The organism is Rothia sp. HMSC067H10, assembly GCF_001810635.1.
In the GTDB taxonomy this organism is placed as follows: Bacteria; Actinomycetota; Actinomycetes; order Actinomycetales; family Micrococcaceae; genus Rothia; species Rothia dentocariosa.
In genome coordinates this window covers 96434-121467 of record NZ_KV802312.1, presented here as the reverse complement: position 1 = coordinate 121467, position 25034 = coordinate 96434, and the positions used below count along the sequence as shown (strand labels likewise).

Below are 25034 nucleotides of genomic sequence, written 5' to 3'. Positions count from 1 at the left end.
CTCAGGTAGTTTCCGTTGTTGTGGAGGCATTGGCGGCGAAGTCCTTGAGCATGATCAGCGCATCCGTGCCGTCGTCATAATAGCCGGGCCGTGTGTGAATATGCGTGTATCCGGTGCGCAGGTAGAGGTTCTGGGCTCGGGGATTATCGGCCCGCACCTCCAAAAGGATGCGCTGCGCCCCTAAATCCTGTGCCCGGCGGTGCATTGTGGCGAGCATGGCTCTTCCGTATCCGTTGCCTTCGTACTCGGGCAGCACGGCGATGGTCTGCACATCGGCGGTGTCTGCCACCGTCATAACCCCGCAGTATCCGATAATATTCGGAGCGTTCTTCTCATCGGGGTTTTCCTGGGGATTTTCACCGGAATACGCCCGCTCAAGTACGTAATAGGTGCGGGTGGGGTGGGTTATTTCGGCGAGGAACATATCAAGGTTCCAGGCGTCGAGGGGGAAGAGCTCTTGTTCGAGGGTGAACAGATGCGGTACATCGTTAATATCGGCGCGGCGCAGGCGGGCACCGCGGGCGAGCGCACCGGGAAGTTCTGGATGCTGAAGTTTCGAGTGCATATTTACGCCCCCTATCCCTTAGACGATGCGGGATCGCTCGGAGCGTTCTGGCTCTGCCGCGCAAGCATGGCGGCTGGAACCTTCGCATCCGAGTCACGCAGGTAGAGGGCGCGGGTGTCGGTGCTAAGATTTTTTATACCCAAGCGCGCGGCGGCACGCACGAGGTCGCTTGCGTTGGGGTGCAGCTGCGATAATTCGGAAGAAATTTGCGCCCCCGATTGTTCCAGCTGTTCGCGGTAAAGCTCGACACCGTAACCGTAGGCACGATAACCTGCGGTATTCTGTCCAGAAACGCTGCCAGGTGCAGGCGTACTTTCGCTTGCGGGTGCCACCTGCGGACCGGTTTTTATCGTGTATCCGTTCTCGGTAACGGTGAAAATTGCAGAGTAGATTTCGCGGCGGCGCGCATCGGAAGCTACCAAAATCTCGGTCATCTGCGCGGCTTTGCCCTGGAAATCCTGAACGAATGCTCGCTCTGCCAGAGCTGTTAGACTCATAAGCCCGTAAACGGGTTTGTTCCAGGCAAATCCAAGAGTCCGGGCGGTGACGATTCCGGCGCGCAGTCCGGTGAAAGGGCCCGGCCCGGTCCCGGTGAGAATCGCATCCACGTTCCGCCCATTTACCTGTGCTTTGTCGAGTACCTGGGCTACGAAGGGCGACATCACTTCGGCGTGTGAACGTGTATCGGCGCTTTCGCGGGCGGCGAGAATAGTTGCGGTTGAACCGGGATTTTCGCCGTCGAGGCGCGCCAAAGCCACGGATGCGGTGGCTGATGAGTCTAGAGCAAGTATGAGCACCCTATCATTCTAACGTGCTGCCGTGTACCCACTATTGTGACGGGTTCTCGCTTCATAAATATCCCAAGGCAGGCTCATGAGGTGCGCTTCCGTTCGCTCCCGGCAACTCTTAAACAGGTTACTCGACGCCGAGTTTGAGCATGGCGGCTTCAAGACTTCGATACGCTTCGCCTTCCCACCGTGGGCCGTAAGCGGTAATGCGCAGCAGCCGCGGTTCTGAGGCATCAGCGCTCTCCTCCTCACGATCGTCAAGCGCATCCCAGTCGAACTCCCCCTCCCCTGTGGGCGAGTAATTCTCGGCGGCGTAGGCGATGGAGGCATCCGCGCCGGTGAGTCGCGTGAAGTCTAGTTCCAGGCGTGAATCGCTCAGATGCTCGGCTTTACCGCGTCCCCATTCGATGACGGTCACGGATTTTTCCAGCGAAAATTCTAGATCGAGGTCGTCTAATTCTTCGGCGCTAGAGAGCCGGTATGCGTCCACGTGCACGAGATCGGGCCCGCCTGGGCGGGTGCCGTCCAGTAGATTAGGATGCACCCGCGAGAGCACAAAAGTTGGCGAAATAACACCCTCACGTACTCCAAGCCCCTCGCCTAGGGCGCGGGTGAAAGTGGTCTTCCCGGCACCAAGCTCTCCCGAGAGCAAGAGCAGGTCCCCGGCGATGAGCAACGGCGCAAGCGCATGCGCCGCCGCGCGTGTATGCGCAAGATCGGCAAGATCAACTTCTAAAACTGGATGTGCGTGCATGGGCTTCTTTCCGGGGAACGGTACGGGTTAAACAGAGGTGCGAAGGCTCGACCTCACATATCGTTAGACGGTTTCCGGTGTCTGTTCATCGTCAAGACCGAAGAGGGATCCCAAGGCATGCAGACCATCTACTTCGCGTTCCACCCAGGCGCCACCGCGGTAGATGCGTATCACGCGCGGGGAAATACGAGTCACAATCTCGTAGTTAATGGTCTGCGCTGCAGCGGCCCATTCTTCAACGGGAGGGTTATCTCCCGAGCCGAAAAGCACGGCGGAACCGCCGAGAATACCGCGCGCAGGATCGGCGAGTCCGGGTTCTTCCAGATCAACTACAAGCTGATCCATAGCAATCCTTCCCACGGCGCGGTACGTGCGTGGTTCCACGGGGTTTGCGGCATCGGCACGCGGGTAAATACGCACCGGAGCCCCATCAGCGATGCGCGGCACGCCATCGGCGTATCCGAGCGGAATGAGGGCCAGCGTGGTGGGCTTATCGGTGCTGTACCGCAACCCGTATGAGACCCCCTGCCCGGCGGGTACCTCTTTGACATTGCACACATGGGTTCCCAGGGTCATAACGGGTCGCAGATTAAGGTCTTTGGAGCTCACACCCGCGAGCGGGGAAAGACCGTAGAGGGCAATTCCGCAGCGTACCGCATCGGCAAGAACTGCCTCGTTCGTGTTATATAGGGGGCTTGCGCCGGTGATCGTTCCCGGGGAGTTCGCCAGGTGAGCAAGCTCGGGGGTAAGACCCGCGCTGCGGGCAACGGTCGCAAATTCGTTAAGTCGGGCGATCTGCCGTGCGGTCTCGGGGCGTTCAGGTTCATCGGCAACCGCCAGATGCGAGAAAATGCCCTCAATGCGCACCAGCCCTGCGGCTTCAAGTTCAAGGGCGCGCGCCACTAGCGCGGGCCAGTCCTCAAAGGTGGAGCCGTTACGCCCAAGCCCCGTGTCTACTTTCAGATGTACACGAGCACGCTTCTTGGTGCGATTAGCGGCTTCTGCTATTGCTTCTAAGTCCCAGCCGGAGGCACCCAGGATAATATCTGCTTCGAGTGCTTCATCGAAGTCCGTCTGCGGGGTGTGCAGCCAAGCTATAATCGGGGCGGTAATACCCTCTGAGCGTAGCTCCAAGGCTTCGGCCACGTGCACAACGCCCAGAATATCGGCACCGGCTTCGAGTACTGACCGTGCCACGGGGTAGGCACCGTGACCGTAGGCATCCGCCTTTACTACGGCAATGAGTTTACGTTCACCGATCATATCTTTGAGTACGCGCGTATTGTGCTCAAGAGCATTAAGGTCGATGATAGCGGTTCGCTCCGCCTCACCGGGCTGCAGGTTCGGGGTGTAGAGGGGACGTGTGGGAACAGTCATTTCTATATACCTCCGGTACTCGGTGAACGCGGGGAGCGTCTAGTTACACTCATTCTAGCCCGTCTTTTCATGTATTTTCGCTCTTCTTATCCCGATTTAGGGAGCGTTCATCAACAGTTCATGTTCTTACTGTGCGAATGCGCCTCTTCGATACCGTCGAAGCTTACACGTTCACCCTTAGGCTCACTCGGCTTGCAGAACGCGCTGTCTCATAAAACCGCGCGTTAGACTAGGAAGGTGAAGATTCCCGAGAGCTCGCAGTCCCGCTTGCCCCAGCCTGTTGTGCATGTCTATTCTCTGCATACCGATCCTTTTGCGCAGCCCGGTCGCGGCGATGCCGGGGGCATGAACGTCTATATTGCGCGTTCGATTGCGGCTATGCTGGCGGCAGACGATACTTTGCGCGTCGAGGTTTTCACACTTCTTACCGATCCCGATTGTGAGCATGCAAAGCCCGGGGTACAGGTTCCGACTCTTCTCAACTCGTATCGTGATCGAGTGCGGGTGCATCAGGTGTTGATTCCGCAGGCTTTAGGTGCTCGCAAAAATCAACTTGCTGAGTTTACAACCGAATTTGCGGCGCAATGCGTCTCATTAGCGTGCTGGCATCCGCAGGTTATTCATGCACATTATTGGCTTTCGGGCGTCGCTGCGCTGGGGGCTGCTCAGACCTACGCTGCCGAAGGAACAGTTGTTCCCGTAGTATTTACCCCTCATACGACCGCCGCAGCGAAGGATGCGCGCCGCTCCCCCGACGAGCCCGAAGAACCACACGCACGTTATGAAAGTGAGCATCGAGTTCTTGAACATGCCGCTTTGACGATCGTCAATACTTCTCTTGAAGGGCAACAGCTGCAGGACTACTACGGGGCAGATTCCGCACGCATGCGTGTGATTGCGCCGGGGGTTGATACCGGTATTTTTCACCCGCTGCCGGGGGTGCACGCCGAACATGAGGGTTCGGATACGTACGCTCGGGTGGTTTTTGCGGGGCGTCCTCAGCCGTTAAAGGGACCCCATATTTTGGTAGAGGCCCTTGCGCTTCTTCCCGCGGATCTGCATGTTGAACTGGATATTATCGGCAAGTCTTCTTCCGGATACGAATTAGATCTTCTTGCCCGTGCCCGCGATTTAGGCATCGCCGATCGGGTGCATCTGCGCAGTCCGGTTCCTGCCGATATTCTTGCCGATATTTTTCGCCGCGCCGATATTGTGGCTTCTCCTTCCTCGTCTGAATCTTTTGGGCTAGTGGCTTTGGAGGCGCAGGCTTCGGGGGCTGCGGTACTTGCTACCGATGCGGATGGGTTGCGTTTCGCTATCGAGAACCATAAAACGGGGTTGCTTGTGGCGCCGCGTACCCCGCAGCGTTGGGCGGTTGCGATCGAGCGGCTGGTGCGTGCCCCACGTCTGCGCTTAACACTGGGGGCGAATGCGGCAGCTCGTGCACGTTCTTTCAGTTGGGAAGCGACCGCCCGAAAAACCTTGTGCGTCTATTCCGAGGCGATAACCGGTTGTCATTTAGCACAAGAGCGGGCCGAGGGTTCCGCATAGTTTATTGCCGAATTACTCTGCTCTTCCTCAAAAACCTGTAGAACGCACCACAGCACGGTCTCGAAAGTTGTTCAAGCGGCTACACTTGACGTATGAGTTTTGCAATGACGCGCGACGAGTTTGCCGCTTATCTTGATTCTGCCCGCATCACGGGTGATGTTGCTACACCGCGCGAGAATAACCTTTCGCATATTCAAGGGTTTCTCGATCACAATGAGCACCTCGAATTCGGGGTTACATGGTCGAAGGATTGGACCTACGACGAAGTTTTTGAGGTCATGGTACGCCGTGCTGGTCTGAACCCTGACCGTTCACATGTCCAGGGGCAAGATACGATTGGTTCCGCCCAGTGCATTGATGCTCTCGAAGAGTATGCCCGTATTTTTGGCGATGCGGTGCGCGCCCGCCAAAAGATCCTGTTCGCCACCGGTCATCCCGCCGGACTTTTCCCCATTTATGCTGAGCTGGCGCGCATCGCCGAACGTGCCGGGGCCACGGTGCTGCGCATTGAGCAGGGCGAGCGGTTCTTGGATGGCGATATTCGCCAGATCATGGGTGTGGTAATGTTTGAGCAGTACGGAAATCTGCAGCATACGCATTTCCCCGGGCCGATGCGCATCACCCTCGCCCAGCTTCGTGAGCGCGGTGAGATGCCCGATCTTGTGATTTCCGATCACGGGATGGCGGGGTATGCGGCATCACAGCAGAAGCTGCTGACGCTCGGTATTGCCGACTGTAACGATCCGGGATTGTTTATTGCCGCAGAGCAGGGTGATTTACCGGTGTGTGTTCCGATGGATGATAATGTTCCGCCGAATCGTTACGAACCGCTGATTGATTTTTTGGTGAATCGCGCCTCATTGAAACAATTTCGGTAAAACTTTTAGGCTATAGTTTTTTATTCTTTCAAGGTATTTTATTAGTTTACGGGTATTGAAGCTCTCTGACTAGGATATTTATTAAAGCTATTTACAAAAGTAAACATCCACAATAGCCTTTAATAATCGTGTCTTCAGCACCTTTATGACACATTAAGGTGATTGAATTCACTCTTTATCCTTGAAGTTTAGACCACCATTCAGGAGGACTGAACTCCTGGTTTAACCGTAAAATATAAGGACTGAGTAGTTTTGAAGAACTATCGTGAGAATCAGTTAAAGGCCAGGTTTCTCTTCCGGACTACCTCGGGGCCTCAAAGCTGGTTCTCGTTCTCTCTACTTCTCGCTCACACACTGCACACATCATTCATCTGTATTCCGACTGACCACCGGGCTGCGGGTCTCAAACTCGAGCATTCCGCGCATACGCCGATATGCGCGCTCACCACGACCGGGGAAGATAACTTCATTGAAAGCAAAAGAAAGACTCAAAAAAGTTTGGGGCACCACATATGTCGCCAAACGTGAGTGGCATCCACAGGTTTTGAAATCTCTTTACCTGGGCGACTTGATTGCCATTGCCATCTCTATTTTTGCTGCGCACTTTATTCGCTTCGGCTTCGTAAACGCGGATTTACCACCTGTGAATGTCTGGCCGCTTAACCTGCTCGATCCTTCCGTCGCACCCATCGACTATATCTTCCTCGATATCGGCATGATCACAATCTGGTGGCTGACTCTGCAAGTCAACGGCTCACGGAATATTCGCGTTCTAGGAATGGGAACCGACGAATACCGTATGGTCACACGCGGCAGCACTTACTTTTTCTGCACACTCGTGATAGTGGCGTTCTTTCTCAAAATCGACCTGACTCGCATGTACCTGCTCATCGCCTACCCGTTGGGTTTAGGACTCATCATGATAGAGCGATGGCTACTACGCCAAAGACTAGTACAAAAACGTTTGCAAGGGTATTCACTAACCCGCGTCATGATTATTTCCGACGTTCCCACCGGTAAACATCTGTATAAGAGCCTCTCCGGCGCCGTCGCATCGGGGCTTTCACCAGCTGCGTTTTACCTGCCGGGAATCTACGCCGGTACCACAATTGCAGACGTCGATCTGCCCATTCTGGGTTACTCCACGAACCCTGACGATATTATGCAGGCCGTGCAGGAAAACAATATTCAGATGGTCGCCATCTCGAACGGACATCAGCTGACCCCGGAACAGATGCGGATGCTCGGCTGGCGTCTCGCGGATGCGCATATCGCCCTGATTATGGCTCCCGCGACCACCGATATTGCGGGGCCTCGCATGCATATTCAGCCACTCAACGGGCTACCGCTTGTGCATGTTTCTACCCCGCATATTACGGGTATTGCCGCACTGGCAAAACGCGCCCTGGATGTGCTCGCCTCCGGACTGGGGCTTTTCGTGCTCTCCCCTGTTTTCTTGGTGGTGGGTATCCTTATCAGACGCGACGGCGGGCCAGCGCTCTTCTTCCAAGAGCGCGTAGGAATGAACGGCGATGTTTTTCGCATGGTCAAATTCCGGTCGATGCGCACCGACGCCGAAGAGATCAAAGCCCAGCTTATGGAACAGAACGAAGGCAACGGGGTGCTCTTTAAGATGGCGAATGACCCTCGCATTACCCCTATAGGTCGGTTCATTCGCAAGTTCTCCATTGATGAGCTGCCGCAGCTCTGGAATGTTTTTATTGGCGACATGTCCCTGGTGGGCCCTCGGCCCCCGCTGGCGGAAGAGGTAGACCTATATGAGGATATTATGTACCGCCGCCTGCTCGTCAAACCCGGGATTACCGGACTATGGCAGGTCTCTGGCAGAAGCGACCTCTCCTGGGATGAATCGGTACGTCTTGACCTGTACTACGTCGAAAACTGGTCTATGACAACCGACTTTATTATCCTATTGCGCACGGTACGAGCAGTCTTCGCCAAGGAAGGCGCCTACTAATTTTCGTGCCCGACTATGCCAAGGTCGGTATAGTCCAATACAGCGGTGGGGCGTGACATCATGTCACGCCCCAACCATACTATGTATCTCGTTCAGGTTTTAATCGTCGAGAACGGCTTTCTCATCAAGAAGTTCCGCGATCGCCTGCGGTAAATACGCGGCCACTCGGCTGGGAGGAACCGGCCCTTTGCGTCCCTCCAACGATGCCAGCGCCGCACGATTATGCAGGTAAACCGCCAGTGCCGCAAGACTTGCATAAGTGCATCCCTCGACCTGCTCATGACGTTCCTGCGCAGCCGCCATATATTGAGCCAAAAGAGCCCCCAGAATACCGGTGAGGGTGTCGCCGCTTCCGGCGGTAGCAAGCCACCCGGTAGCCCCGTGCACGCTATAGGTGGCACCCACGGGGGCGGCGATAAGCGTCGTCGAGCCCTTAAGCATCACGGTTGCGCCGCTGAGCTCGCATGCGGCACGAACCCACCGGAACGGCTCGGCGTTAATATCTTCCCGGCTGGGCACGAGAGCACCGTCAAGCATTTCTTCCCAACGCTGCGGCGAATGCTCATGAATGCGCCGCAGAAAACGTTCCAATTCTCCCGCATGCGGAGTCAGAATTTTATGTTCGCCTAGACTGTGCCCCGCCATTAAATAATCTGCGGCAAGGTCTACTGCACCAGCATCCAGAATTGCAGGTTCAGGGGCATTGAGCAGGTACCTGTTATGGTCCAGGGTTTCGGGACCGGTACCGCTGCCGCCAGCCCAGGCGTGCACATGCTCGTGGGCGGGAGGCCCTGTAAAACACACTGTTTCCGGGTTTTGCCCGAGCATGAGAGTGCGCAAGGTATCGTCTTTCCCATTGAAACGCACCATCCCCACCCCGGTGTTGAGGGCAGCACGCACACTCATCAGGGCAGCACCAGGGTAATCGCGGCTTCCCGTGAGCATACCAAGTACACCACGATTGTACTTATACGAGGATACCGAAGGCTTTTCGAGCAGATCACGATAGTCTTCGCGTTCCATAACGCGCAGCATCGGCTTATGTCCCTTGAGGGCTTCGGGAATCCCTAAATCGTAGAGTTTAATAGTTCCGCAGTGCTCTGCAATATGGGTTCCTGCTGGTAGTTTACGTCCGATAAACGTGACCGTTCGCTCAGCCGCGAGTGAGGGTTCGTGCAGGGTGCCGCGTTCGCTATCGAGCCCGGTCGGGGCATCACAGGCGAGCACTGGGGGTAATTTACCGTCCAGCTGTACGGCACGGAGTTTAGCCAGATACTCCCCCGCTTCCCCACGTGCTGCTCCCTTCGCGCCGGTTCCCAAAATACCGTCAATAATCAGGGAGTAGGAGGCAATATCGCGCAGACTTTGGGCAGTGTCAAGCACGCGGGTTCCTTCACCGCTTTCGCGGGCGAGCAGCTCCAGGTTATTACCGGTTGGGTCGAAGAGAACGGCCTCAATGCGGTACCCCTGCTGATGCAGCCGGGTGCCTGCATACACTGTATCCGCACCGTTATTCCCCGGCCCAACCAGTAAGAGGATGCGCGTGTACTGGCTGTGCTGCCCCGCATCAGCGAGCATATCGTGAGCTTCGGCGGCGAGCGCATCCGCCGCGCGCTGCATCAAATACCCGTCGTAGTCCGGTGCCTCAAGGTAAGGACGTTCAGCGTTGCGAATTTGTGTACCCGTGTAGACGAGCTTCATAACTCCTCCTGATCAAATGCTCGCGTCGATGCGGCAGGGGCTAGTCGGTGGGGTCTTCGGTGAGAACCGTCATACTGTAGCTTTCAGGATCGAACCTTTTCAGATGGGCAAGCTCTGTAGCGCTCAGATATTCCGCCGTGGCGATGGCAACGGCTACAGGTTCATCGTGGGTTAGGCTCAGGTGCAGACGGTTGATGCCGAGGGTACGGGCGCGTTCGGCGATCGTTCCCGTAAGAATCAGGTATGGTTGCCCGCTCTCGCTGCTGGCGACTTCGCAATCTTGCCAGTTGAGTCCATCGGGTGCCCCTAAGACTTTGGCGACCGCTTCTTTGGCGGCAAAACGTACGGCTTGGGAACGGATATTACGAGTGCGCTCATTCGGTGTGAATACCCTGCGCACAAAAGCGGGTGTTTCGGTGACGATTCGTTCAAAGCGCTCAATGTTGACGGTATCTACGCCGATTCCGATAATCATTTTTCGCCTTTCCTGCCAAAATGCGAGTTTTGTTTTAAGTTTAGCGAGGTTGGTACAGGGAAGACAGCACGGCGAACAATGTTAACGCATCATGAAACTTCCTCGGCCTCGCACTGTGGTGCGGGTTAACGAGGCGTGGGCGGTGCCGTCCTCTGAAGGGTAACGACACCGCCCACGCGAACGCATATGCGGGATAAGGATTACTCCACGGTCACCGACTTGGCGAGGTTACGGGGCTGGTCAACGTCCAGTCCTTTCGCCTCAGCAAGTGCGCACGCAAAAATCTGCAGCGGCACGGTGGCCAGCAGAGGCTGCAGCAGAGAAGGCGCAGCGGGAACAGTGATCAGACGATCCGCGTAGTCCTTGACGGCTTCGTCTCCTTCTTCGGCGATCACGATGGTAAATGCCCCACGGGCGCGCACTTCCTGAATATTGGAAACAACCTTGCCATGCAGAGATTCACGCCCGTGTGCGGAAGGCACAATGATGATAACGGGCTGACCCTCTTCGATCAGGGCGATAGGACCGTGCTTCAGCTCGCCGGCGGCGAAGCCTTCGGCGTGGATGTAGCTGATCTCTTTGAGTTTAAGCGCGCCTTCAAGGGCAACAGGGAACCCAACGTGGCGCCCTAGGAAGATCACCGAAGAGGTATCTTTCATCTCGGCACCAAGTTCCTTCACGAGGGTATCGTTGTCGATAACCTTCTGGATCTTAGCGGGCATCTTCTGCAGCTCACCGAGAATGGCAGAGATTTCATCCTTGTACTTGTTGCCGCGAAGCTGCGCAAGATACAGACCCAGCAGATATGCTGCAGTAATCTGCGCCAGAAACGCCTTGGTCGATGCGACCGCAATCTCGGGACCAGCGTGGGTGTACAGCGCCGCATCGGATTCACGCGGCAGGGTTGAACCGTGGGTGTTGCAGATGGAGATGACCTTAGCGCCCTGCTCGCGGGCGTGACGCACCGCCATGAGGGTATCCATGGTCTCGCCGGACTGCGAGAGAGCCACGATCAGGGTCTTCTCGTTCACGATGGGGTCGCGGTAGCGGAACTCGTGGGCAAGCTCGACCTCGGTGGGGATACGGCACCAGTGCTCGATAGCGTAGCGCGCAACCTGACCCGCGTATGCTGCGGTACCGCAGGCCACCACGATAATCTTATCGATCGAGCGCAGCACGGAATCATCGATATTGAGCTCGTCCAGAACGAGGTTGCCTTTTTCATCCATGCGTCCCATGAGGGTCTGCTCAACGGCGGTGGGCTGTTCGTGGATTTCCTTCTCCATGAACGAGTTGTAGCCGCCCTTTTCTGCCGCTGCAGCGTCCCATTCGATGTGAAAGGGTTTGCCTTCGGCGGGGTTGCCTGCAAAATCAATAATGGAATAGTCAGTACCGGTGATGGTGACAATCTGGTCCTGCCCCATCTCTACGGCTTCTTTGGTGTGGTCGATAAACGCCGAAACGTCGGATCCTAAGAAATTCTCGTTCTCTCCCAGTCCAATTACCAGCGGAGAGTTGCGGCGGGTTGCCACCACACGGTCGGGGTGGTCTGCGTGAACCGCAAGAATCGTGAAAGCACCTTCCATACGGTTTGATGCTTCACGCACTGCCTCGGTCAGGTCTTTAGTACCCAGTTTGTTGTAGATACTTGCAATAAGTGCCGCAGCTACCTCAGTATCGGTCTGAGACTGAAACTCGACCCCTTCGGCGAGCAGTTCGGCGCGTAGCTCGGCAAAGTTTTCAATAATACCGTTGTGCACAACCGCTAGACGACCGTGATCGACTACGTGCGGATGCGCGTTATTGTCGGTGGGACCACCGTGGGTAGCCCAACGGGTATGGCCAATACCAATCTGTGATTCGGTGAGCGGCGCGTCCTCAACCTCATGTTCTAGGTTGATAAGTTTGCCCGCCTTCTTGCGGAATTCGATGCCGTCAGGGCATACGAGCGCAACACCGGCCGAGTCATAGCCGCGGTACTCCTGGCGGCGCAGACCTTCAATGACCACTTTGTATGCATCGTGGTCGAATTTATTACCGTCCGGAGCTGCGTCCAGACCTACATATCCTACAATTCCACACATAGCTCAAGTTTATCTTATTCACGCCTCAGGGCAGCTAACCCGGCGTCCTTTACACCTGTGGGCAGAATAACCCCTAGTCAAAAGGCATTTCTTTCAAGGTATAGCCCCAGCCTTTGTGCATTCTCAACCTAAAGGATGCCACATCTTGTTCGCATCTGACGAGCAAACTTCGTACACTTAGGGGAATGAGCTCCTCAAATTTTTCTGCCGCCAGCTCGCGTTTTGTCGAACTGGAACGCTCACGATGGTCGCGGCTAGCGACCGAAATTTCGGTACCCCTCAGCGAAGAGGAACTCGAAGCGCTCCGCGGCTTAGGAGAACCGGTAGACTTCGATGAGGTACGTCAGATCTATTTGCCGATCTCCCGACTTTTGAATCTGTACGTCAATGCGGCATCCTCACTCAACCACATGACGAATGATTTCCTTCAGGCATCCCACCGACGAGTTCCCTTTATTATCGGTGTAGCCGGGTCCGTAGCGGTCGGCAAATCGACGACGGCACGCCTGCTGCAGGCACTCCTGAGGCGCTGGCCCTCAACCCCAAAGGTTCAGCTCGTCACCACCGACGGTTTTCTGTACCCAAATGCTGAGTTACAACGCCGCGGCATTATGCACCGCAAAGGCTTTCCCGAATCATACGACAGGCGGGCACTGCTGCAATTTGTCTCCGATATAAAATCGGGAGTCGCTGTGGTCAGAGCCCCCAAATACTCGCATCTGTACTATGACATTCTTCCCGATGAACAGATTGAGGTCACGACCCCTGATGTGCTGATTCTTGAGGGACTTAATGTACTCGCTCCTGCTGGCGCTGAAGGCCCCGAAACCTCAGACCTGACGCTCAGTGACTTTTTTGATTTCTCCATCTACGTCGATGCAAATACCAAAGATATTCAGCGATGGTACGTTAACCGGTTCCTCACCCTGCGCTCCTCCGCGTTCACGAACCCGGATTCTTACTTTAAGCGCTATGCTGAGTTAAGCGATGCCCAAGCGATTGAGCTTGCCACCGGTATCTGGAAAACCGTCAACGAGCCTAACCTCGTACAGAACGTTCTTCCTACTCGCGCTCGCGCGCACCTGATCTTGCAGAAAGGTTCCGACCATAAGGTGGCGCAGGTTCTCTTGCGCAAAAATTAGCGCATTGCCGTTGACATATTCCAGAATAAAGACCAGTTTCCCAAGGAGGTTCCCTATGGGTACATCAGTTTTTTCACGCCGAGCGCTGCTGACTGCAGCCTCTGCAGCATCTGGGTCTTGGGTCTTGTCTGCATGCGGCTCTCAGGAACCTCAGACTAGCGGGAATACATCAGCTACTGCTTCCACTACACCAAGCGCGACAGGCACGACTTCCCCGGCAAGTGTGTCATCTTCACCCACCGCCACCCCGAAGGTTACGAAGAGTTCCACCCCATCGAGCCCTACGATAAAACCTAGTGCGTCCCCGACGGCAAACGAGAAAACCCCAGAGACGAAACCGTCTGAAAAAGCTACCCCAGAGATTACGGCCTCAGAGTCATCCCAGCCCAAAGACCAGAAGTCACAACCAGAAGGCGGCACTACAGAAGAACCTTCCGCGCCCGAGAGCAAAAAACCTGCTGAGCACACATCGGTCGAATCGCATCCGGAATCGTTACGGTGCATCGTCAATAAAACTCGCCCATTCTCACCGCAAGATTGGACCCCGCAGGATTTGGTGCCGTTTTATGGGCAGCAGCTACGTGCAGAGGCGGCTGCGGCGGCACAGTCCATGATGGATGCGGCAGCACGGGATGGAGTAACCCTCACGGTCAGCAGTGCTTATCGTTCCTTCGCGGCACAGAAACAGACCTACCAGCATTGGGTTCAAGTTAATGGGCAGAAGACCGCAGATACACTTTCTGCACGGCCCGGATATTCGGAACATCAGACCGGACTGGCTATCGATTTTGGTTCCCCCGAAGGATGCCTGCTGCAAGAATGCTATCAAGATACTCGTGCGGGTCAATGGTTGGCGAAAAACGCCCCCGACTTCGGGTTTATCCTGCGTTTCCCGAAGAACCAGCAGCATGTGACGGGCTATATCTTTGAACCCTGGCATTACCGTTATTTAGGTGTTGGTCTGACTCAGGAGTATCGAGCATCCGGAGCAAAGACTTTGGAGGAGTTTTTTGGCACCGGTGCGGCACCGGATTATCTTGGGTAGACTCAGCTACCTCTCATAGGTTTATCAACAGCTTACACCCCTAACTGTTCTTTAGACAGGGTTCTAAAACCACAGAAACAAATATCTAAAATCAACCTTTAAAGATTGATATACGATGTGCTAGTGAAGAAAATCACTTTATTTGGAACGGTTTTTGTTGGTTTTCCCTGAAAATTTGCTGGGAAACACGATACCCTGGCTACATGCTTAAAGGTTTTAAAGATTTCTTGATTCGTGGCAACGTTATCGACCTTGCAGTCGGTATCATCCTGGGTACTGCGTTCACCGCAGTTGTGACTGCACTGGTTCAGTCGGTGCTCATGCCCGCAATTTCCATGCTCTTCCAGTTTCCGAACTTTGATTCTTTCCTCGTCTTCGGTCAGATTAAAATCGGTGTCTTTCTGACCGCTGTCGTAAACTTCCTGCTTATTGCGGCTGCCGTGTACTTCGCCGTTGTTCTTCCAGTTCAAAAGCTCAACGAAAGGGTTACCCGCAACAGGGTTGAAGAAATAGAAGAAACTGAGCTTACTCTTCTCAAGGAAATCCGCGATTCCCTCGCTAAGAAGTAATCTACGGATCACTCCGATTCAAACATAACTAGTCATTCAACAAAAGCCGTGGGGCGCATCCGATTTTGGATGTGCCCCACGGTATTTTTCAACTCGAATAAATCTGCCGATATGAGCTAGACCTGCGCTATAAACAAAATGCGTATCGTCGGCGAGATAGAAATATTTCGCCAACGATACGCATCAATTTTCTAGAAAGCTTGTAAGACTAGAGAGCCAGTTCTTTCGCCACCACATCCGCAAGATGCTGAGCAACAGAATCGGCCTGCTCCTGCGTAGCGGCCTCAACCATAACGCGTACCAGCGGTTCGGTTCCAGAAGCACGCAGAAGAACACGCCCGCTCTCCCCCAGCCCTTTCTCGGCATCGGCCACAGCAGCATTCAGCGCAGCATTGGTTGAAACGCCGGCACGATCTACGCCCTTCACGTTAATCAAACGCTGCGGGGTGGGCTGCATCCGTGAGGCTAGCACAGAAAGTTTCTCCCCGCTACGCGCCACCTCAGCGGCAAGCTGAATCCCGGTGAGCACACCGTCGCCCGTGGTCGCATAGTCACTCATAATCACATGCCCGGACTGCTCACCGCCTAGGTTATACCCGTGCTCACGCATCTCTTCGAGTACATAACGATCTCCCACGGCGGTGCGCACCAGCGAAATGCCATGCTCACGCAGATAGAGTTCAAGCCCTAGGCTGCTCATCACGGTTGCCACCAGAGTGTTCTGGCTCAGGTGCCCAGCACGATGCGCCGCCAAGGCAAGAATAGCCATAATCTGATCGCCGTCTACCAGGTTCCCCTGCTCATCAACTGCCTGACATCGGTCAGAGTCACCATCGTGTGCAATCCCCAAGGTTGCGCCGTGTTCAACGACGGCAGCTTGAAGGGACTGCGGATGCGTAGAACCTACGCCATCGTTGATATTGGTGCCGTTCGGTTCAGCAGCAAGCGCGATAACCTCGGCTCCTAGCCGGGTGAAGGCCGCAGGAGAAGCTGCATAAGCCGCACCATTTGCGCAGTCCAGCACAACCTTAAGACCTGCGAGAGGCTTCTCGTCTTCTAGCGTGGAAACTAGGTGCTTAACGTATGCCTCGGTACCGTTCTCTAGGGCGCAGATAGAGCCGACCTCACCCCCGGTAGGGTATCTAAAGTTCTTTTCCCGGTACACGCGCTCAATGGCATCTTCGGTGGCGTCTTCAAGCTTTTGTCCACCACGCGCCAAGAATTTAATGCCGTTATCGGCGGCGGGGTTATGCGATGCTGAGATCATCACACCAAAGTCTGCATCCGTGTAAGCCACTAAGTAGGCGGCGGCCGGAGTGGGGACGATTCCCGCGTCCAACACATCCACACCAGCGCTGGTAAACCCGGCTTTCATGGCAGAGACAATAAAATCTGCGGATGCGCGTGAATCGTTAGCGATTACGGCGCGGGGGCGGGTGCCTTCGGCGACCTGCTCGTGTCCAAGTACAAGGGCGGCTGCCTGCGCGAGCTCAAGAGCGAGTGCCGGAGTGATAATCTCATTCGCGAGGCCGCGCACGCCATCAGTTCCAAAAAGTCGTTCAGTCACCTTACTATCTTACGCCGGAACCGCCCCCGCTTTGGTAGGCAGAGGCGGTTCTTAGTTATTTTCTTAGCAGGTTTATTGAATAAACCAACCAAAAGTTTTATTTATTGGATGACAGGGAAACCTTCGGGGTCACTGCCGCCTTCTTCTTCAAAAACATCCGTTGCAGAACGTACAATCAAAGGATCGCAAGTTCCCACGACTTCACGGTCTTTTGAGGTGTAGTCGAATTGTGAGAGTACGTAACGCATGGCTTCCAGACGAGCACGCTTCTTATCATTTGACTTGATAACGGTCCACGGAGCATCGCCGGTATGGGTGTAGAAGAACATGGCTTCTTTCGCAGCAGTGTAATCATCCCACTTATCGAGCGACGCCAAATCGGTAGGTGATAGTTTCCACTGACGAACAGGATCGGTGCGTCGTGAGGTAAAGCGTGCCAGCTGTTCCTGCTTGGTGACTGAGAACCAGAACTTAATGAGCTTAATGCCCGAGTTCACGAGCATACGTTCTAGGTCGGGTACTTCGCGCATAAACTCGAAGTACTGGGCCTGCGTGCAATAGCCCATCACACGCTCAACCCCGGCGCGGTTGTACCAGGAACGGTCCATCATGACGATCTCGCCACCAGAGGGTAAGTGCTTGATATAGCGCTGGAAATACCACTGAGTCTGTTCAATATCGGTTGGCTTTTCAAGAGCCACCACGCGAGCCCCACGGGGGTTCAGGTGTTCCGTAAAGCGTTTGATGGAACCACCCTTACCCGCAGCATCGCGTCCCTCAAAAATAATGAGGATTTTCTGCCCGGTCGATTTTGCCCATAGCTGGAGCTTCAGAAGCTCAATCTGCAATGCGCGTTTTTCTTTTTCGTATGCTTTACGACCGAGTTTTTCATCGTAGGGGTAGCCAATCTTCCAGGCATCGCTCCTTGAGCTTTTCTTATTTCCGCTCAGAGCATGGGTGAGAGATGCCATTTCATCCAGTTCTGCCGCATAGTCTTCAACCACCGAGGTGCGACGAACTTGAGGTTTAAGAGCTTCTTTAATCGCGTGCTTTTTCTCTGATACGGCTGGATCTGCAACATCGGAAGACTGAGGAGCGGTCTCGGGTACGGTGCTCTCGACCTGCTCCGTTGCGGGCTGAAGGTTCTTTTCTGTCATGAATTCTCTTTCCGTTCGTGTCTGCTTTGACACTTTAACTGTACCGAGAGTGAGAATGAGTGACAAATGTAACAGTTATCGCAACCTTATGCAGGTAAACCCCTTATAATGCACAAAGCCCCCCACGCTTCTTTGGGAAGTGCGGGGGCTTTGTGCAGCAGAACCAGCGATTAACGCTTGGAGAACTGCGAAGCCTTGCGTGCTTTCTTGAGACCGGCCTTCTTACGCTCGATAACACGTGCGTCGCGAGTCAAGAAGCCTGCCTTCTTCAGCGCGGGACGATTGTTCTCACGATCAATCTCGTTGAGGGCACGAGCGATACCGAGGCGCAGCGCGCCTGCCTGACCGGAGGGACCACCACCGCTGATGCGTGCAATCACATCGTAAGCACCTTCAAGTTCCAGGATCTTGAACGGCTGGTTCACATCCTGCTGATGCAATTTATTGGGGAAGTAGCTATCCAGGCTACGGCCGTTAATGGTCCAGTTACCGGAACCGGGAACCACGCGAACACGTGCCACTGCTTCCTTACGACGACCGACTGCAGCACCTGCAACAGTCAGTGCCGGACGGCTTGTCTGTGCAGCCGCCGCGACGGGGGCTGCGGATTCCGAGGTGTAGCTAGTGAGCTCTTCCTCGACTACGATCTGCTCTTCGTTCTGAGCCACGATTTCTCCTAATAGTTTCTTCGTAGGCCCGAATTACTGGGCGACCTGGTTGAATTCGTAGGTCTTGGGCTGCTGTGCCGCGTGCGGGTGCTCGGGACCAGCGTAGACCTTCAGCTTCTTGATCTGCTGTGCAGCTAGCTTGTTCTTGGGCAGCATACCCTTCACAGCCTTCTCAACTGCACGAACAGGGTTGGTTTCAAGAAGCTCTGCATAATTGACGGACTTCAAACCGCCAGGGTAACCCGAGTGACGGTATGCACGCTTCTGCTCAAGCTTTGCACCGGTCAGAGCGACCTTTTCGGCGTTCACGATGATCACGAAATCGCCGGTGTCCACGTTAGGGGTAAAAGTCGGCTTGTGCTTACCGCGCAGCAGGATAGCGGTCTGGCTTGCGAGGCGACCGAGCACCACATCGGTGGCATCAATGATGTGCCACTGGCGCTCAACTTCGCCGGGCTTAGGAGTATAAGTGCGCAAAATATTGGCCTTTGTCTCGAAATGTACATTCGGCGCTTAGTTGGGTATCACGCCTATTACTACGTGCATGACGAATCCGGGTGAGGACCGAATGCTCGCCCGTTCTGACCCGTACTCTGCGACACCTTAACGTCCTGCAACTAGACAGTGCCGAGAGCGTGCTCGGGCAGAACACGCACAACTAGCAAAACTATACAGCAATTTAGGTGCTTAATCCACACCAAAACCCTTAAATGGCGCGGATTCCCCGTTAAAAATGTTGCTCTGCCGCATTGCCCGAGTAGCTCGTGCCTGCAGACCGTACTCTTCAGGCGCTGGATAATCAATGTGTGCAAGAGCTAATCCATGCGGGGGTGCCATAATGAGTGAGGCATCCCGCTGCGGGGTTTCTAGGCGTTCCCGCAGCCATGCTTGGGTCCGTTTTCCGGTGCCGTAGAGAACTAGTGCCCCTATAAGCGAGCGCACCATATGGTGACAAAAAGCGTCTGCCTCAACTGTCGCTTCAATAACTCCGTCATCATGGCGTGTTAGGTATATACGGCGGAGTTCACGAATCGTCGTAGCTCCCTCACGCGGCTTACAGAACGAGAGAAAATCATTTAGCCCCGTAAGTTCATGAGCAGCCTTGTTAAGATCTTCAAGGTCTAGGCTTTCGGGAATGCACCAGGCATACGCGCGGCGCAGCGGATCGGGGCTACTCCCCTGTCCATCCAGGATGCGGTACGTATACCGCCTGCCGGTCGCTGAAAACCGCGCATCAAAGTCCTGCGGCACGGGCTGTACCTGGTGAAGCACAAGAGATCCTTGAAGAAGCCCGCGCATACGCTCAGGGATTCCTAGCGTATGTTCTGCCTGCGCCAGGGTTCGTTTCAGGGCACCAGAAACCTTACGCTTGAGCGACTCAGCTGGATCTGCCAGCCCGTCACGCCCGGTAAGTTTCTGCCAGGTTTCGGCGGCAATATCAAGGTGAATAGTTTGCGCCTGTGCATGTACTCCGGCATCAGTACGGCCGGCGACCGTCACTCGGTGATGCGCGCGAAGCACCAGCTCCAGCGCATCCTCTAATACACCCTGCACAGTTACCAGATTAGGCTGCCTTGCCCACCCGCTAAACCACGTGCCGTCATAGGCGCAGTCGATACGTACCCGCTGCGTGCCCAGCACGTCCCCATCGCCAGATGATGGCTGTGAGTCCAGGTTGATCTGTGATGCCTGAGGACCAGGTTCTTGTAACTGATCAGACACAGTAGCTTTCCCCCTTTCGCCCTTCAACAATACCTGGTGAATTTGCCCAAGAATGTACGTCTGAAACACGCAAAATCCGTCGCCTATGAACCTAGGCGACGGATTTTGACGATACACTAACGCGCGTTAGCTGTGCTTACTTAGCAGAAACCTTCTGAGCTGCTGCACCACCGGCGGGTGCGTAACCTGCCGCCTCAGCCGACTCAGCGGAGTCAAACCAGATTTCGGCGATGGTGTTTGCATACCAGCGGGAGCCAGGCACGTGGTACTTCATCGAGTCAGCGTTACCCTTGACCTCGAATCCTTCGGGAGCCTCACCAGATTCTAACGGAGCGTGTGCACCTGCGGGCAGACCCTCGGTGCCTTCAGACTTAGCTGGCTTAGCTTCTTCCTTAGGTTCAGCCTTTTCAGCTTTTGCCTTCTTTGCTTCAGCCTTGGGAGCTTCGGCAGCCTTCTCAGTAACCTTGGTAGCTTCTGCAACAGCACCCTTAGTTTCTACAGGCTCCATCACGAGTTCGATAACAGCCATAGGTGCGTTATCGCCCTTACGGTTACCGATCTTGGTGATGCGAGTGTAGCCACCGGGACGCTCGGCCATTGCCGGTGCGATTACAGTAAAAAGCTCGTGTACTACGGACTTGTCGGTAATGGATCGCAGCACGCGACGGCGAGCCGCCAAATCGCCCTTCTTACCGAAGGTGATGAAACGTTCAGCCACCGGGCGCATACGCTTTGCCTTAGTCAAGGTGGTGGTGATGCGCTTGTGCTGGAAGAGCTGCGCCGACAGGTTATTGAGCATTAGGCGCTCATGGGTCGGGGAACCGCCGAGGCGGGGACCCTTAGTGGGAGTAGGCATAGTTATTTCTCCATGATTTACGTTCCACCGCCCCAACAACGGGACTTAGGAACCACGTTTACTGATCCCGGAACAACCGGGTGAACTATTCGATCGAAATTTATTCGCCGGAACCGTCTTCGTCATCGTATGCACGAGCAACGGGTTCAAAGCCCGGAGGGGAATCCTTGAGAGCCAGACCAAGCTCATGCAGCTTAGCCTTGACCTCATCAATGGATTTAGCACCGAAGTTACGAATATCCATCAGATCCGCCTCGCTACGAGTCACGAGCTCGCCCACGGTGTGGATGCCCTCGCGCTTAAGGCAGTTGTAGGATCGAACGGACATGTTAAGGTCCTCAATCGGCAGAGCCAAATCGGCAGCCATGGACTCGTCGGCAGGCGACGGACCAACCTCGATACCCTCGGCAGCAACGTTGAGCTCACGTGCAAGTCCGAAGAGCTCAACCAGGGTGCTGCCTGCGGATGCGACGGCATCGCGCGGTGCAATGGCTTCCTTGGTTTCGACGTCCAAAGTCAGGCTGTCGAAGTCGGTGCGCTGTTCAACACGGGTTGCGTTAACGCTGAAGGTAACCTTCAGAACCGGGGAGTAAATAGAATCAACCGGAATACGGCCGATCTCTGCATCACCGGTCTTGTTCTGAGCTGCAGACACATAACCGCGACCGCGCTCAATAATCAGTTCGGCATTGAAGTTTGCCTTCGCATTGAGGGTTGCGATGTGCAGTTCCGGGTTGTGAATCTCAACACCGGCAGGTACTTCAATGTCGGCTGCAGTAAGTTCACCCTCGCCCTGCTTACGCAGGTATGCAACTACGGGCTCGTCATTTTCCGAAGAAATCGAGAGCTTCTTGACGTTCAAGATAATCTCGGTGACATCCTCGGTGACTCCGGGAACAGTACTGAACTCGTGCAGAACACCGTCGATACGAACGCTGGTAACAGCGGCGCCGGGAATGGAGGACAGCAGGGTGCGACGGAGGGAGTTACCCATGGTGTAGCCAAAGCCCGGCTCAAGGGGCTCGATGGTGAAGCGCGAACGGTTCGGCGCTACGACCTCTTCAGTCAGAGTGGGGCGCTGTGCAATAAGCACTTTGTTTCCTTTCGGTGAGCTCCGCTATATGAGCCCACAAGTTTGGGAAAACAGATTTTAGGAAGCAGACGGGTGTCTGGACTCTTTGGTGTTATCTGTGAAGACGACAGCCGCAGAGGGATTAGGCAGTCGCCTAATTAGACGCGGCGGCGCTTCGGCGGACGGCAACCGTTGTGAGCTACGGGGGTTACGTCCTGAATCGAACCAACCTCTAGGCCTGCTGCCTGCAGAGAGCGGATTGCGGTCTCACGGCCAGAACCGGGGCCCTTTACGAAAACATCAACCTTACGGACGCCGTGTTCCTTAGCACGGTTTGCGGCAGTCTCAGCAGCCAGCTGTGCGGCGTAGGGGGTGGACTTACGAGAGCCCTTGAAGCCCATATCACCTGCAGAGGACCACGAGATTACTGCACCGGTGGGATCGGTAATGGAGACGATAGTGTTGTTGAAGGTCGACTTGATGTGAGCCTGACCAGCAACGATGTTCTTGCTGACCTTGCGGCGGGTCTTGCGAGCAGCCGCGGCGCGAGTCTTGGGAGGCATTATTGATTCTCCTACAAAGGTTTTCTAATACGTTGGTCGATACTGATAGTTCGACAGAGCAACGTTGCTTACTTCTTCTTACCTGCGACGGTACGCTTCGGACCCTTACGGGTGCGTGCGTTGGTCTTGGTGCGCTGACCGTGAACCGGCAGGCCGCGACGGTGACGCAGACCCTGGTAGCTGCCGATTTCAACCTTGCGGCGAATATCGGCTGCAACCTCGCGGCGAAGATCACCTTCAACCTTGTAGTTGCCTTCGATGAAGTCACGAAGTGCCACGAGCTCCTGGTCGGTGAGATCCTTGACGCGGGTGTCAGGGTTCACGCCGGTAGAAGCGAGGGTTTCGTGAGCACGGGTCTTGCCCACGCCGTAAATGTAAGTGAGAGCAACTTCCACGCGCTTTTCGCGGGGAATATCAACTCCAGCGAGACGTGCCATACTGGCTTCTCCTTGTTGTTTTCCAGAGGTCTGTAGCATCACTGCCCGGGTATTTGCCCGGTCCCCGGCCTCTGAGTCCGGAGGTATCCGCATCCTTTATCACTCGATAAACAATGCGGAGCGGTGCCTATGACGATTCCGCCCGCAGGCGGTGTTACGCAGCTACCGTGGGCTTAGCCCTGGCGCTGTTTGTGGCGCGGGTTTTCGCAGATCACCATGACTACGCCATGACGGCGAATCACTTTGCACTTATCGCAGATCGGCTTAACGCTCGGCTTGACCTTCATCGCATTCCTTTTGATTGCAACTTGATAACTGGCGAGATAAGAGGTTCTTACTGTGCAACCAGAAAAACTATTTATCCCTATGAACACGACTTAAACGCCGCCGAAGCGACGTTTAATGATCGGGTTTTACTTATAACGGTAGACGATACGACCACGGGACAGGTCGTAGGGGCTCAGTTCCACTACCACGCGATCCTCAGGCAGGATTCGAATGTAGTGCTGACGCATCTTACCCGAGATGTGCGCGAGAACTTTGTGACCATTGTCTAGCTCAACACGGAACATCGCATTGGGCAAAGCCTCAATCACAGAGCCCTCGATCTCGATGACGCCGTCTTTCTTTGCCATATCCTCCGCTAACGTCGGTGCCCAGAGTTTATGCTCTGAACAGTTCTATCTTCTGATGCTGTATATCTTCACACACTGGTGAAGAGCGTTTTACACCTGCAAAAGGGCGCACTTAACGCTGGTACAAACAGCCAACTATCAACTATACGACATAGTTGCCTTTTAAACAACTGCAGAATAAGGACTATTATCCGGTATGAGGCGCCCCTAACTCTTCTTCTTTGGCAGCGAGCTGGCCACATGCACCATCAATATCAGAACCGCGAGTATCGCGAATTGTCGTTGGGATACCGTGTGCCCGCAGACGCTCCACAAAATTCTGCTCCACGCCCTTACGCGATGCTGTCCATTTTGAGCCAGGAGTCGGATTCAACGGAATAGGGTTTACATGCACCCATCCGCGACCGCGCTGCGCGAGCTTTTTCCCCAGCAAATCGGCGCGCCATCCCTGGTCGTTAATATCGCGAATAAGCGCATATTCAATTGAGATGCGCCGCCCGGTCGTGCGGTAATAGTCGTATGCGGCATCCAGAGTCTCATCAACCTTCCACCGCTGGTTGATGGGAATAAGCTCATCGCGCAGTTCATCATCCGGCGCGTGCAGCGATAGGGCAAGCGTAATCGGCAGTTTCTCCAGCTCAAACTTGCGGATACCGGGCACCAAACCCACGGTAGACATCGTAAGTCCGCGCGCGGAGATACCCAGTCCCTCGGGAGCGGGATCGATCAGACGGTGCACCGCGCCCATCGTTGATTTATAGTTTGCGAGCGCCTCGCCCATTCCCATAAATACAATATTGGAGACGCGTAGCGGGCGGGTATCTTCCGACCCTCCATCGGCCTTGTCAAGACCCTTCATCTGTTTCAGATATCGTGCCCCAGCAACTACTTGATCCACGATTTCTGCGGTCGAGAGATTGCGGGTGAGCCCCTGCTGCCCGGTGGCACAAAAGGGGCAGTTCATACCGCATCCAGCCTGCGAGGAAATACACATGGTGACGCGGTTGTCATACCGCATAATGACCGATTCAATAAGCGCCCCATCGAAAAGACGATGTACGACTTTGAGGGTATCCCCGCCGTCAGCTTCTAGGGTTCGCACGGGAGTTAGCAGCTGCGGCATTGCACGGGATACTATCTCGTCACGATCCTGAGCAGGCAGGTCTGTCATCTGCGCCGGATCGTTAACCAGTCGTTCGAAATAGTGCTTTGAGAGCTGCGATGCACGGAAGGGCTGATATCCCAGTTCCTTGAGGAATTCACGGCGCCCTGCCATATCAAAATCGGCAATATGCTTGGGCGGTTTTGTTCGCCGGGGTGCTTTGAGCGCAATTTTTCCCGGTTCAGGGCGCACGCTTGAAATCTCCACGGGTACTTTGGTGGAGCGCGACGTGGAATCGGTTGAAGCTGCGGCGCAGCCTGTCAGAGTTTCGCTCATAGTTTTCCTTCG

25 protein-coding genes are annotated in these 25034 nt (G+C 55.0%); 6 read left to right on the top strand and 19 right to left on the bottom strand.

What is annotated here, in order from left to right; genetic code table 11:
* Position 1: 1 nt before the first annotated feature.
* The 4 genes from rimI to alr all read right to left on the bottom strand — a co-directional run bounded on the left by rimI (position 2) and on the right by alr (position 3484).
* Entirely contained in the window at positions 2–565 is a 564-nt protein-coding gene (gene rimI / locus HMPREF2756_RS05795; protein ID WP_070619229.1) for a ribosomal protein S18-alanine N-acetyltransferase, read from the bottom strand.
* An 11-nt stretch (positions 566–576) separates the two neighbouring features.
* On the bottom strand, positions 577–1362 hold the full coding sequence (gene tsaB / locus HMPREF2756_RS05790) for a tRNA (adenosine(37)-N6)-threonylcarbamoyltransferase complex dimerization subunit type 1 TsaB (protein ID WP_070619226.1): 786 nt from the start codon (positions 1360–1362) through the stop codon (positions 577–579).
* Positions 1363–1480: 118 nt separating this feature from the next.
* Positions 1481–2107 (bottom strand): tRNA (adenosine(37)-N6)-threonylcarbamoyltransferase complex ATPase subunit type 1 TsaE, encoded by a 627-nt coding sequence (gene tsaE, locus HMPREF2756_RS05785; RefSeq protein ID WP_070449011.1) that lies wholly within the window; start codon positions 2105–2107, stop codon positions 1481–1483.
* Between the two features lie 63 nt (positions 2108–2170).
* Entirely contained in the window at positions 2171–3484 is a 1314-nt protein-coding gene (alr, locus tag HMPREF2756_RS05780) for an alanine racemase (protein WP_070619223.1), read from the bottom strand.
* Positions 3485–3721: 237 nt separating this feature from the next.
* On the opposite strand from alr, the gene HMPREF2756_RS05775 reads away from it, so the two are divergent.
* From HMPREF2756_RS05775 to HMPREF2756_RS05765, 3 genes are all read left to right on the top strand, one after another.
* Positions 3722–5035, top strand: coding sequence for a glycosyltransferase (locus HMPREF2756_RS05775; RefSeq protein WP_141747828.1), 1314 nt, complete (start codon positions 3722–3724; stop codon positions 5033–5035).
* 92 nt (positions 5036–5127) lie between these two features.
* Entirely contained in the window at positions 5128–5913 is a 786-nt protein-coding gene (locus tag HMPREF2756_RS05770; RefSeq protein WP_070619220.1) for a phosphatase, read from the top strand.
* A gap of 469 nt (positions 5914–6382) precedes the next feature.
* Positions 6383–7891 (top strand): sugar transferase, encoded by a 1509-nt coding sequence (locus HMPREF2756_RS05765; protein WP_070619218.1) that lies wholly within the window; start codon positions 6383–6385, stop codon positions 7889–7891.
* Between the two features lie 99 nt (positions 7892–7990).
* Here the strand turns inward: HMPREF2756_RS05765 and HMPREF2756_RS05760 are convergent, their stop codons facing one another.
* The 3 genes from HMPREF2756_RS05760 to glmS form a co-directional block, all read right to left on the bottom strand.
* The gene (locus HMPREF2756_RS05760; RefSeq protein WP_070619214.1) at positions 7991–9592 is read right to left on the bottom strand and encodes a bifunctional ADP-dependent NAD(P)H-hydrate dehydratase/NAD(P)H-hydrate epimerase; all 1602 of its coding nucleotides are present in this window, start codon (positions 9590–9592) and stop codon (positions 7991–7993) included.
* A 40-nt stretch (positions 9593–9632) separates the two neighbouring features.
* Positions 9633–10067, bottom strand: coding sequence for a holo-ACP synthase (locus tag HMPREF2756_RS05755; protein WP_048751175.1), 435 nt, complete (start codon positions 10065–10067; stop codon positions 9633–9635).
* A gap of 200 nt (positions 10068–10267) precedes the next feature.
* Positions 10268–12151, bottom strand: coding sequence for a glutamine--fructose-6-phosphate transaminase (isomerizing) (gene glmS, locus HMPREF2756_RS05750; RefSeq protein ID WP_070619211.1), 1884 nt, complete (start codon positions 12149–12151; stop codon positions 10268–10270).
* A gap of 185 nt (positions 12152–12336) precedes the next feature.
* Here glmS and coaA point away from each other — a divergent pair, with 185 nt between their 5' ends.
* The 3 genes from coaA (at position 12337) to mscL (ending at position 14907) form a co-directional block, all read left to right on the top strand.
* Positions 12337–13293 carry a type I pantothenate kinase gene (coaA, locus tag HMPREF2756_RS05745; RefSeq protein WP_070619208.1) on the top strand — a complete coding sequence of 319 codons (957 nt, stop codon included), beginning with the start codon at positions 12337–12339 and terminating at the stop codon, positions 13291–13293.
* A gap of 55 nt (positions 13294–13348) precedes the next feature.
* Positions 13349–14338 (top strand): D-alanyl-D-alanine carboxypeptidase family protein, encoded by a 990-nt coding sequence (locus tag HMPREF2756_RS11490; protein ID WP_246825858.1) that lies wholly within the window; start codon positions 13349–13351, stop codon positions 14336–14338.
* Between the two features lie 203 nt (positions 14339–14541).
* Positions 14542–14907: a large conductance mechanosensitive channel protein MscL gene (gene mscL, locus HMPREF2756_RS05730; protein WP_070619202.1), complete on the top strand. Its 366-nt coding sequence runs from the start codon at positions 14542–14544 to the stop codon at positions 14905–14907.
* Positions 14908–15115: 208 nt separating this feature from the next.
* On the opposite strand, the gene glmM is transcribed toward mscL, so the two are convergent.
* The 12 genes from glmM to rlmN all read right to left on the bottom strand — a co-directional run bounded on the left by glmM (position 15116) and on the right by rlmN (position 25022).
* Positions 15116–16474 (bottom strand): phosphoglucosamine mutase, encoded by a 1359-nt coding sequence (gene glmM, locus HMPREF2756_RS05725; protein ID WP_070449024.1) that lies wholly within the window; start codon positions 16472–16474, stop codon positions 15116–15118.
* Positions 16475–16575: 101 nt separating this feature from the next.
* On the bottom strand, positions 16576–17631 hold the full coding sequence (gene ppk2 / locus HMPREF2756_RS05720) for a polyphosphate kinase 2 (protein WP_004005249.1): 1056 nt from the start codon (positions 17629–17631) through the stop codon (positions 16576–16578).
* Positions 17632–17801: 170 nt separating this feature from the next.
* Positions 17802–18299 carry a 30S ribosomal protein S9 gene (gene rpsI, locus HMPREF2756_RS05715; RefSeq protein ID WP_004005250.1) on the bottom strand — a complete coding sequence of 166 codons (498 nt, stop codon included), beginning with the start codon at positions 18297–18299 and terminating at the stop codon, positions 17802–17804.
* 33 nt (positions 18300–18332) lie between these two features.
* Positions 18333–18776, bottom strand: coding sequence for a 50S ribosomal protein L13 (rplM, locus tag HMPREF2756_RS05710; RefSeq protein WP_004005251.1), 444 nt, complete (start codon positions 18774–18776; stop codon positions 18333–18335).
* A 210-nt stretch (positions 18777–18986) separates the two neighbouring features.
* Positions 18987–20021 carry a tRNA pseudouridine(38-40) synthase TruA gene (gene truA, locus HMPREF2756_RS05705; RefSeq protein ID WP_070619199.1) on the bottom strand — a complete coding sequence of 345 codons (1035 nt, stop codon included), beginning with the start codon at positions 20019–20021 and terminating at the stop codon, positions 18987–18989.
* A gap of 136 nt (positions 20022–20157) precedes the next feature.
* Complete coding sequence (rplQ, locus tag HMPREF2756_RS05700) at positions 20158–20877, bottom strand: 50S ribosomal protein L17, sunset domain variant (protein WP_070619196.1); 720 nt, start codon at positions 20875–20877, stop codon at positions 20158–20160.
* Between the two features lie 100 nt (positions 20878–20977).
* Positions 20978–21970 (bottom strand): DNA-directed RNA polymerase subunit alpha, encoded by a 993-nt coding sequence (locus tag HMPREF2756_RS05695; RefSeq protein ID WP_013397604.1) that lies wholly within the window; start codon positions 21968–21970, stop codon positions 20978–20980.
* 137 nt (positions 21971–22107) lie between these two features.
* A complete protein-coding gene (rpsK, locus tag HMPREF2756_RS05690; protein WP_004005255.1) occupies positions 22108–22512 on the bottom strand; it encodes a 30S ribosomal protein S11 in 405 nt (134 codons plus the stop codon).
* 68 nt (positions 22513–22580) lie between these two features.
* A complete protein-coding gene (rpsM, locus tag HMPREF2756_RS05685; protein WP_070619193.1) occupies positions 22581–22949 on the bottom strand; it encodes a 30S ribosomal protein S13 in 369 nt (122 codons plus the stop codon).
* A 173-nt stretch (positions 22950–23122) separates the two neighbouring features.
* Positions 23123–23236 (bottom strand): 50S ribosomal protein L36, encoded by a 114-nt coding sequence (rpmJ, locus tag HMPREF2756_RS05680; RefSeq protein ID WP_004005257.1) that lies wholly within the window; start codon positions 23234–23236, stop codon positions 23123–23125.
* A gap of 126 nt (positions 23237–23362) precedes the next feature.
* Entirely contained in the window at positions 23363–23584 is a 222-nt protein-coding gene (gene infA / locus HMPREF2756_RS05675) for a translation initiation factor IF-1 (RefSeq protein ID WP_004005258.1), read from the bottom strand.
* Positions 23585–23771: 187 nt separating this feature from the next.
* Positions 23772–25022 (bottom strand): 23S rRNA (adenine(2503)-C(2))-methyltransferase RlmN, encoded by a 1251-nt coding sequence (rlmN, locus tag HMPREF2756_RS05670; protein WP_070619180.1) that lies wholly within the window; start codon positions 25020–25022, stop codon positions 23772–23774.
* Between the last annotated feature and the right edge of the window lie 12 nt (positions 25023–25034).

Excerpts from the sequence above, each read along its gene's own strand:
- HMPREF2756_RS05770 (WP_070619220.1), top strand. The coding sequence starts at position 5,128 with ATGAGTTTTGCAATGACGCGCGACGAGTTTGCCGCTTATCTTGATTCT.
- rlmN (WP_070619180.1), bottom strand. The coding sequence starts at position 25,022 with ATGAGCGAAACTCTGACAGGCTGCGCCGCAGCTTCAACCGATTCCACG.
- HMPREF2756_RS05760 (WP_070619214.1), bottom strand. The coding sequence starts at position 9,592 with ATGAAGCTCGTCTACACGGGTACACAAATTCGCAACGCTGAACGTCCT.
- glmS (WP_070619211.1), bottom strand. The coding sequence starts at position 12,151 with ATGTGTGGAATTGTAGGATATGTAGGTCTGGACGCAGCTCCGGACGGT.
- mscL (WP_070619202.1), top strand. The coding sequence starts at position 14,542 with ATGCTTAAAGGTTTTAAAGATTTCTTGATTCGTGGCAACGTTATCGAC.
- rpsK (WP_004005255.1), bottom strand. The coding sequence starts at position 22,512 with ATGCCTCCCAAGACTCGCGCCGCGGCTGCTCGCAAGACCCGCCGCAAG.
- coaA (WP_070619208.1), top strand. The coding sequence starts at position 12,337 with ATGAGCTCCTCAAATTTTTCTGCCGCCAGCTCGCGTTTTGTCGAACTG.
- alr (WP_070619223.1), bottom strand. The coding sequence starts at position 3,484 with ATGACTGTTCCCACACGTCCCCTCTACACCCCGAACCTGCAGCCCGGT.
- rpsM (WP_070619193.1), bottom strand. The coding sequence starts at position 22,949 with ATGGCACGTCTCGCTGGAGTTGATATTCCCCGCGAAAAGCGCGTGGAA.
- rimI (WP_070619229.1), bottom strand. The coding sequence starts at position 565 with ATGCACTCGAAACTTCAGCATCCAGAACTTCCCGGTGCGCTCGCCCGC.
- HMPREF2756_RS05755 (WP_048751175.1), bottom strand. The coding sequence starts at position 10,067 with ATGATTATCGGAATCGGCGTAGATACCGTCAACATTGAGCGCTTTGAA.
- tsaE (WP_070449011.1), bottom strand. The coding sequence starts at position 2,107 with ATGCACGCACATCCAGTTTTAGAAGTTGATCTTGCCGATCTTGCGCAT.
- infA (WP_004005258.1), bottom strand. The coding sequence starts at position 23,584 with ATGGCAAAGAAAGACGGCGTCATCGAGATCGAGGGCTCTGTGATTGAG.
- ppk2 (WP_004005249.1), bottom strand. The coding sequence starts at position 17,631 with ATGACAGAAAAGAACCTTCAGCCCGCAACGGAGCAGGTCGAGAGCACC.
- rplQ (WP_070619196.1), bottom strand. The coding sequence starts at position 20,877 with ATGCCTACTCCCACTAAGGGTCCCCGCCTCGGCGGTTCCCCGACCCAT.
- rpmJ (WP_004005257.1), bottom strand. The coding sequence starts at position 23,236 with ATGAAGGTCAAGCCGAGCGTTAAGCCGATCTGCGATAAGTGCAAAGTG.
- HMPREF2756_RS11490 (WP_246825858.1), top strand. The coding sequence starts at position 13,349 with ATGGGTACATCAGTTTTTTCACGCCGAGCGCTGCTGACTGCAGCCTCT.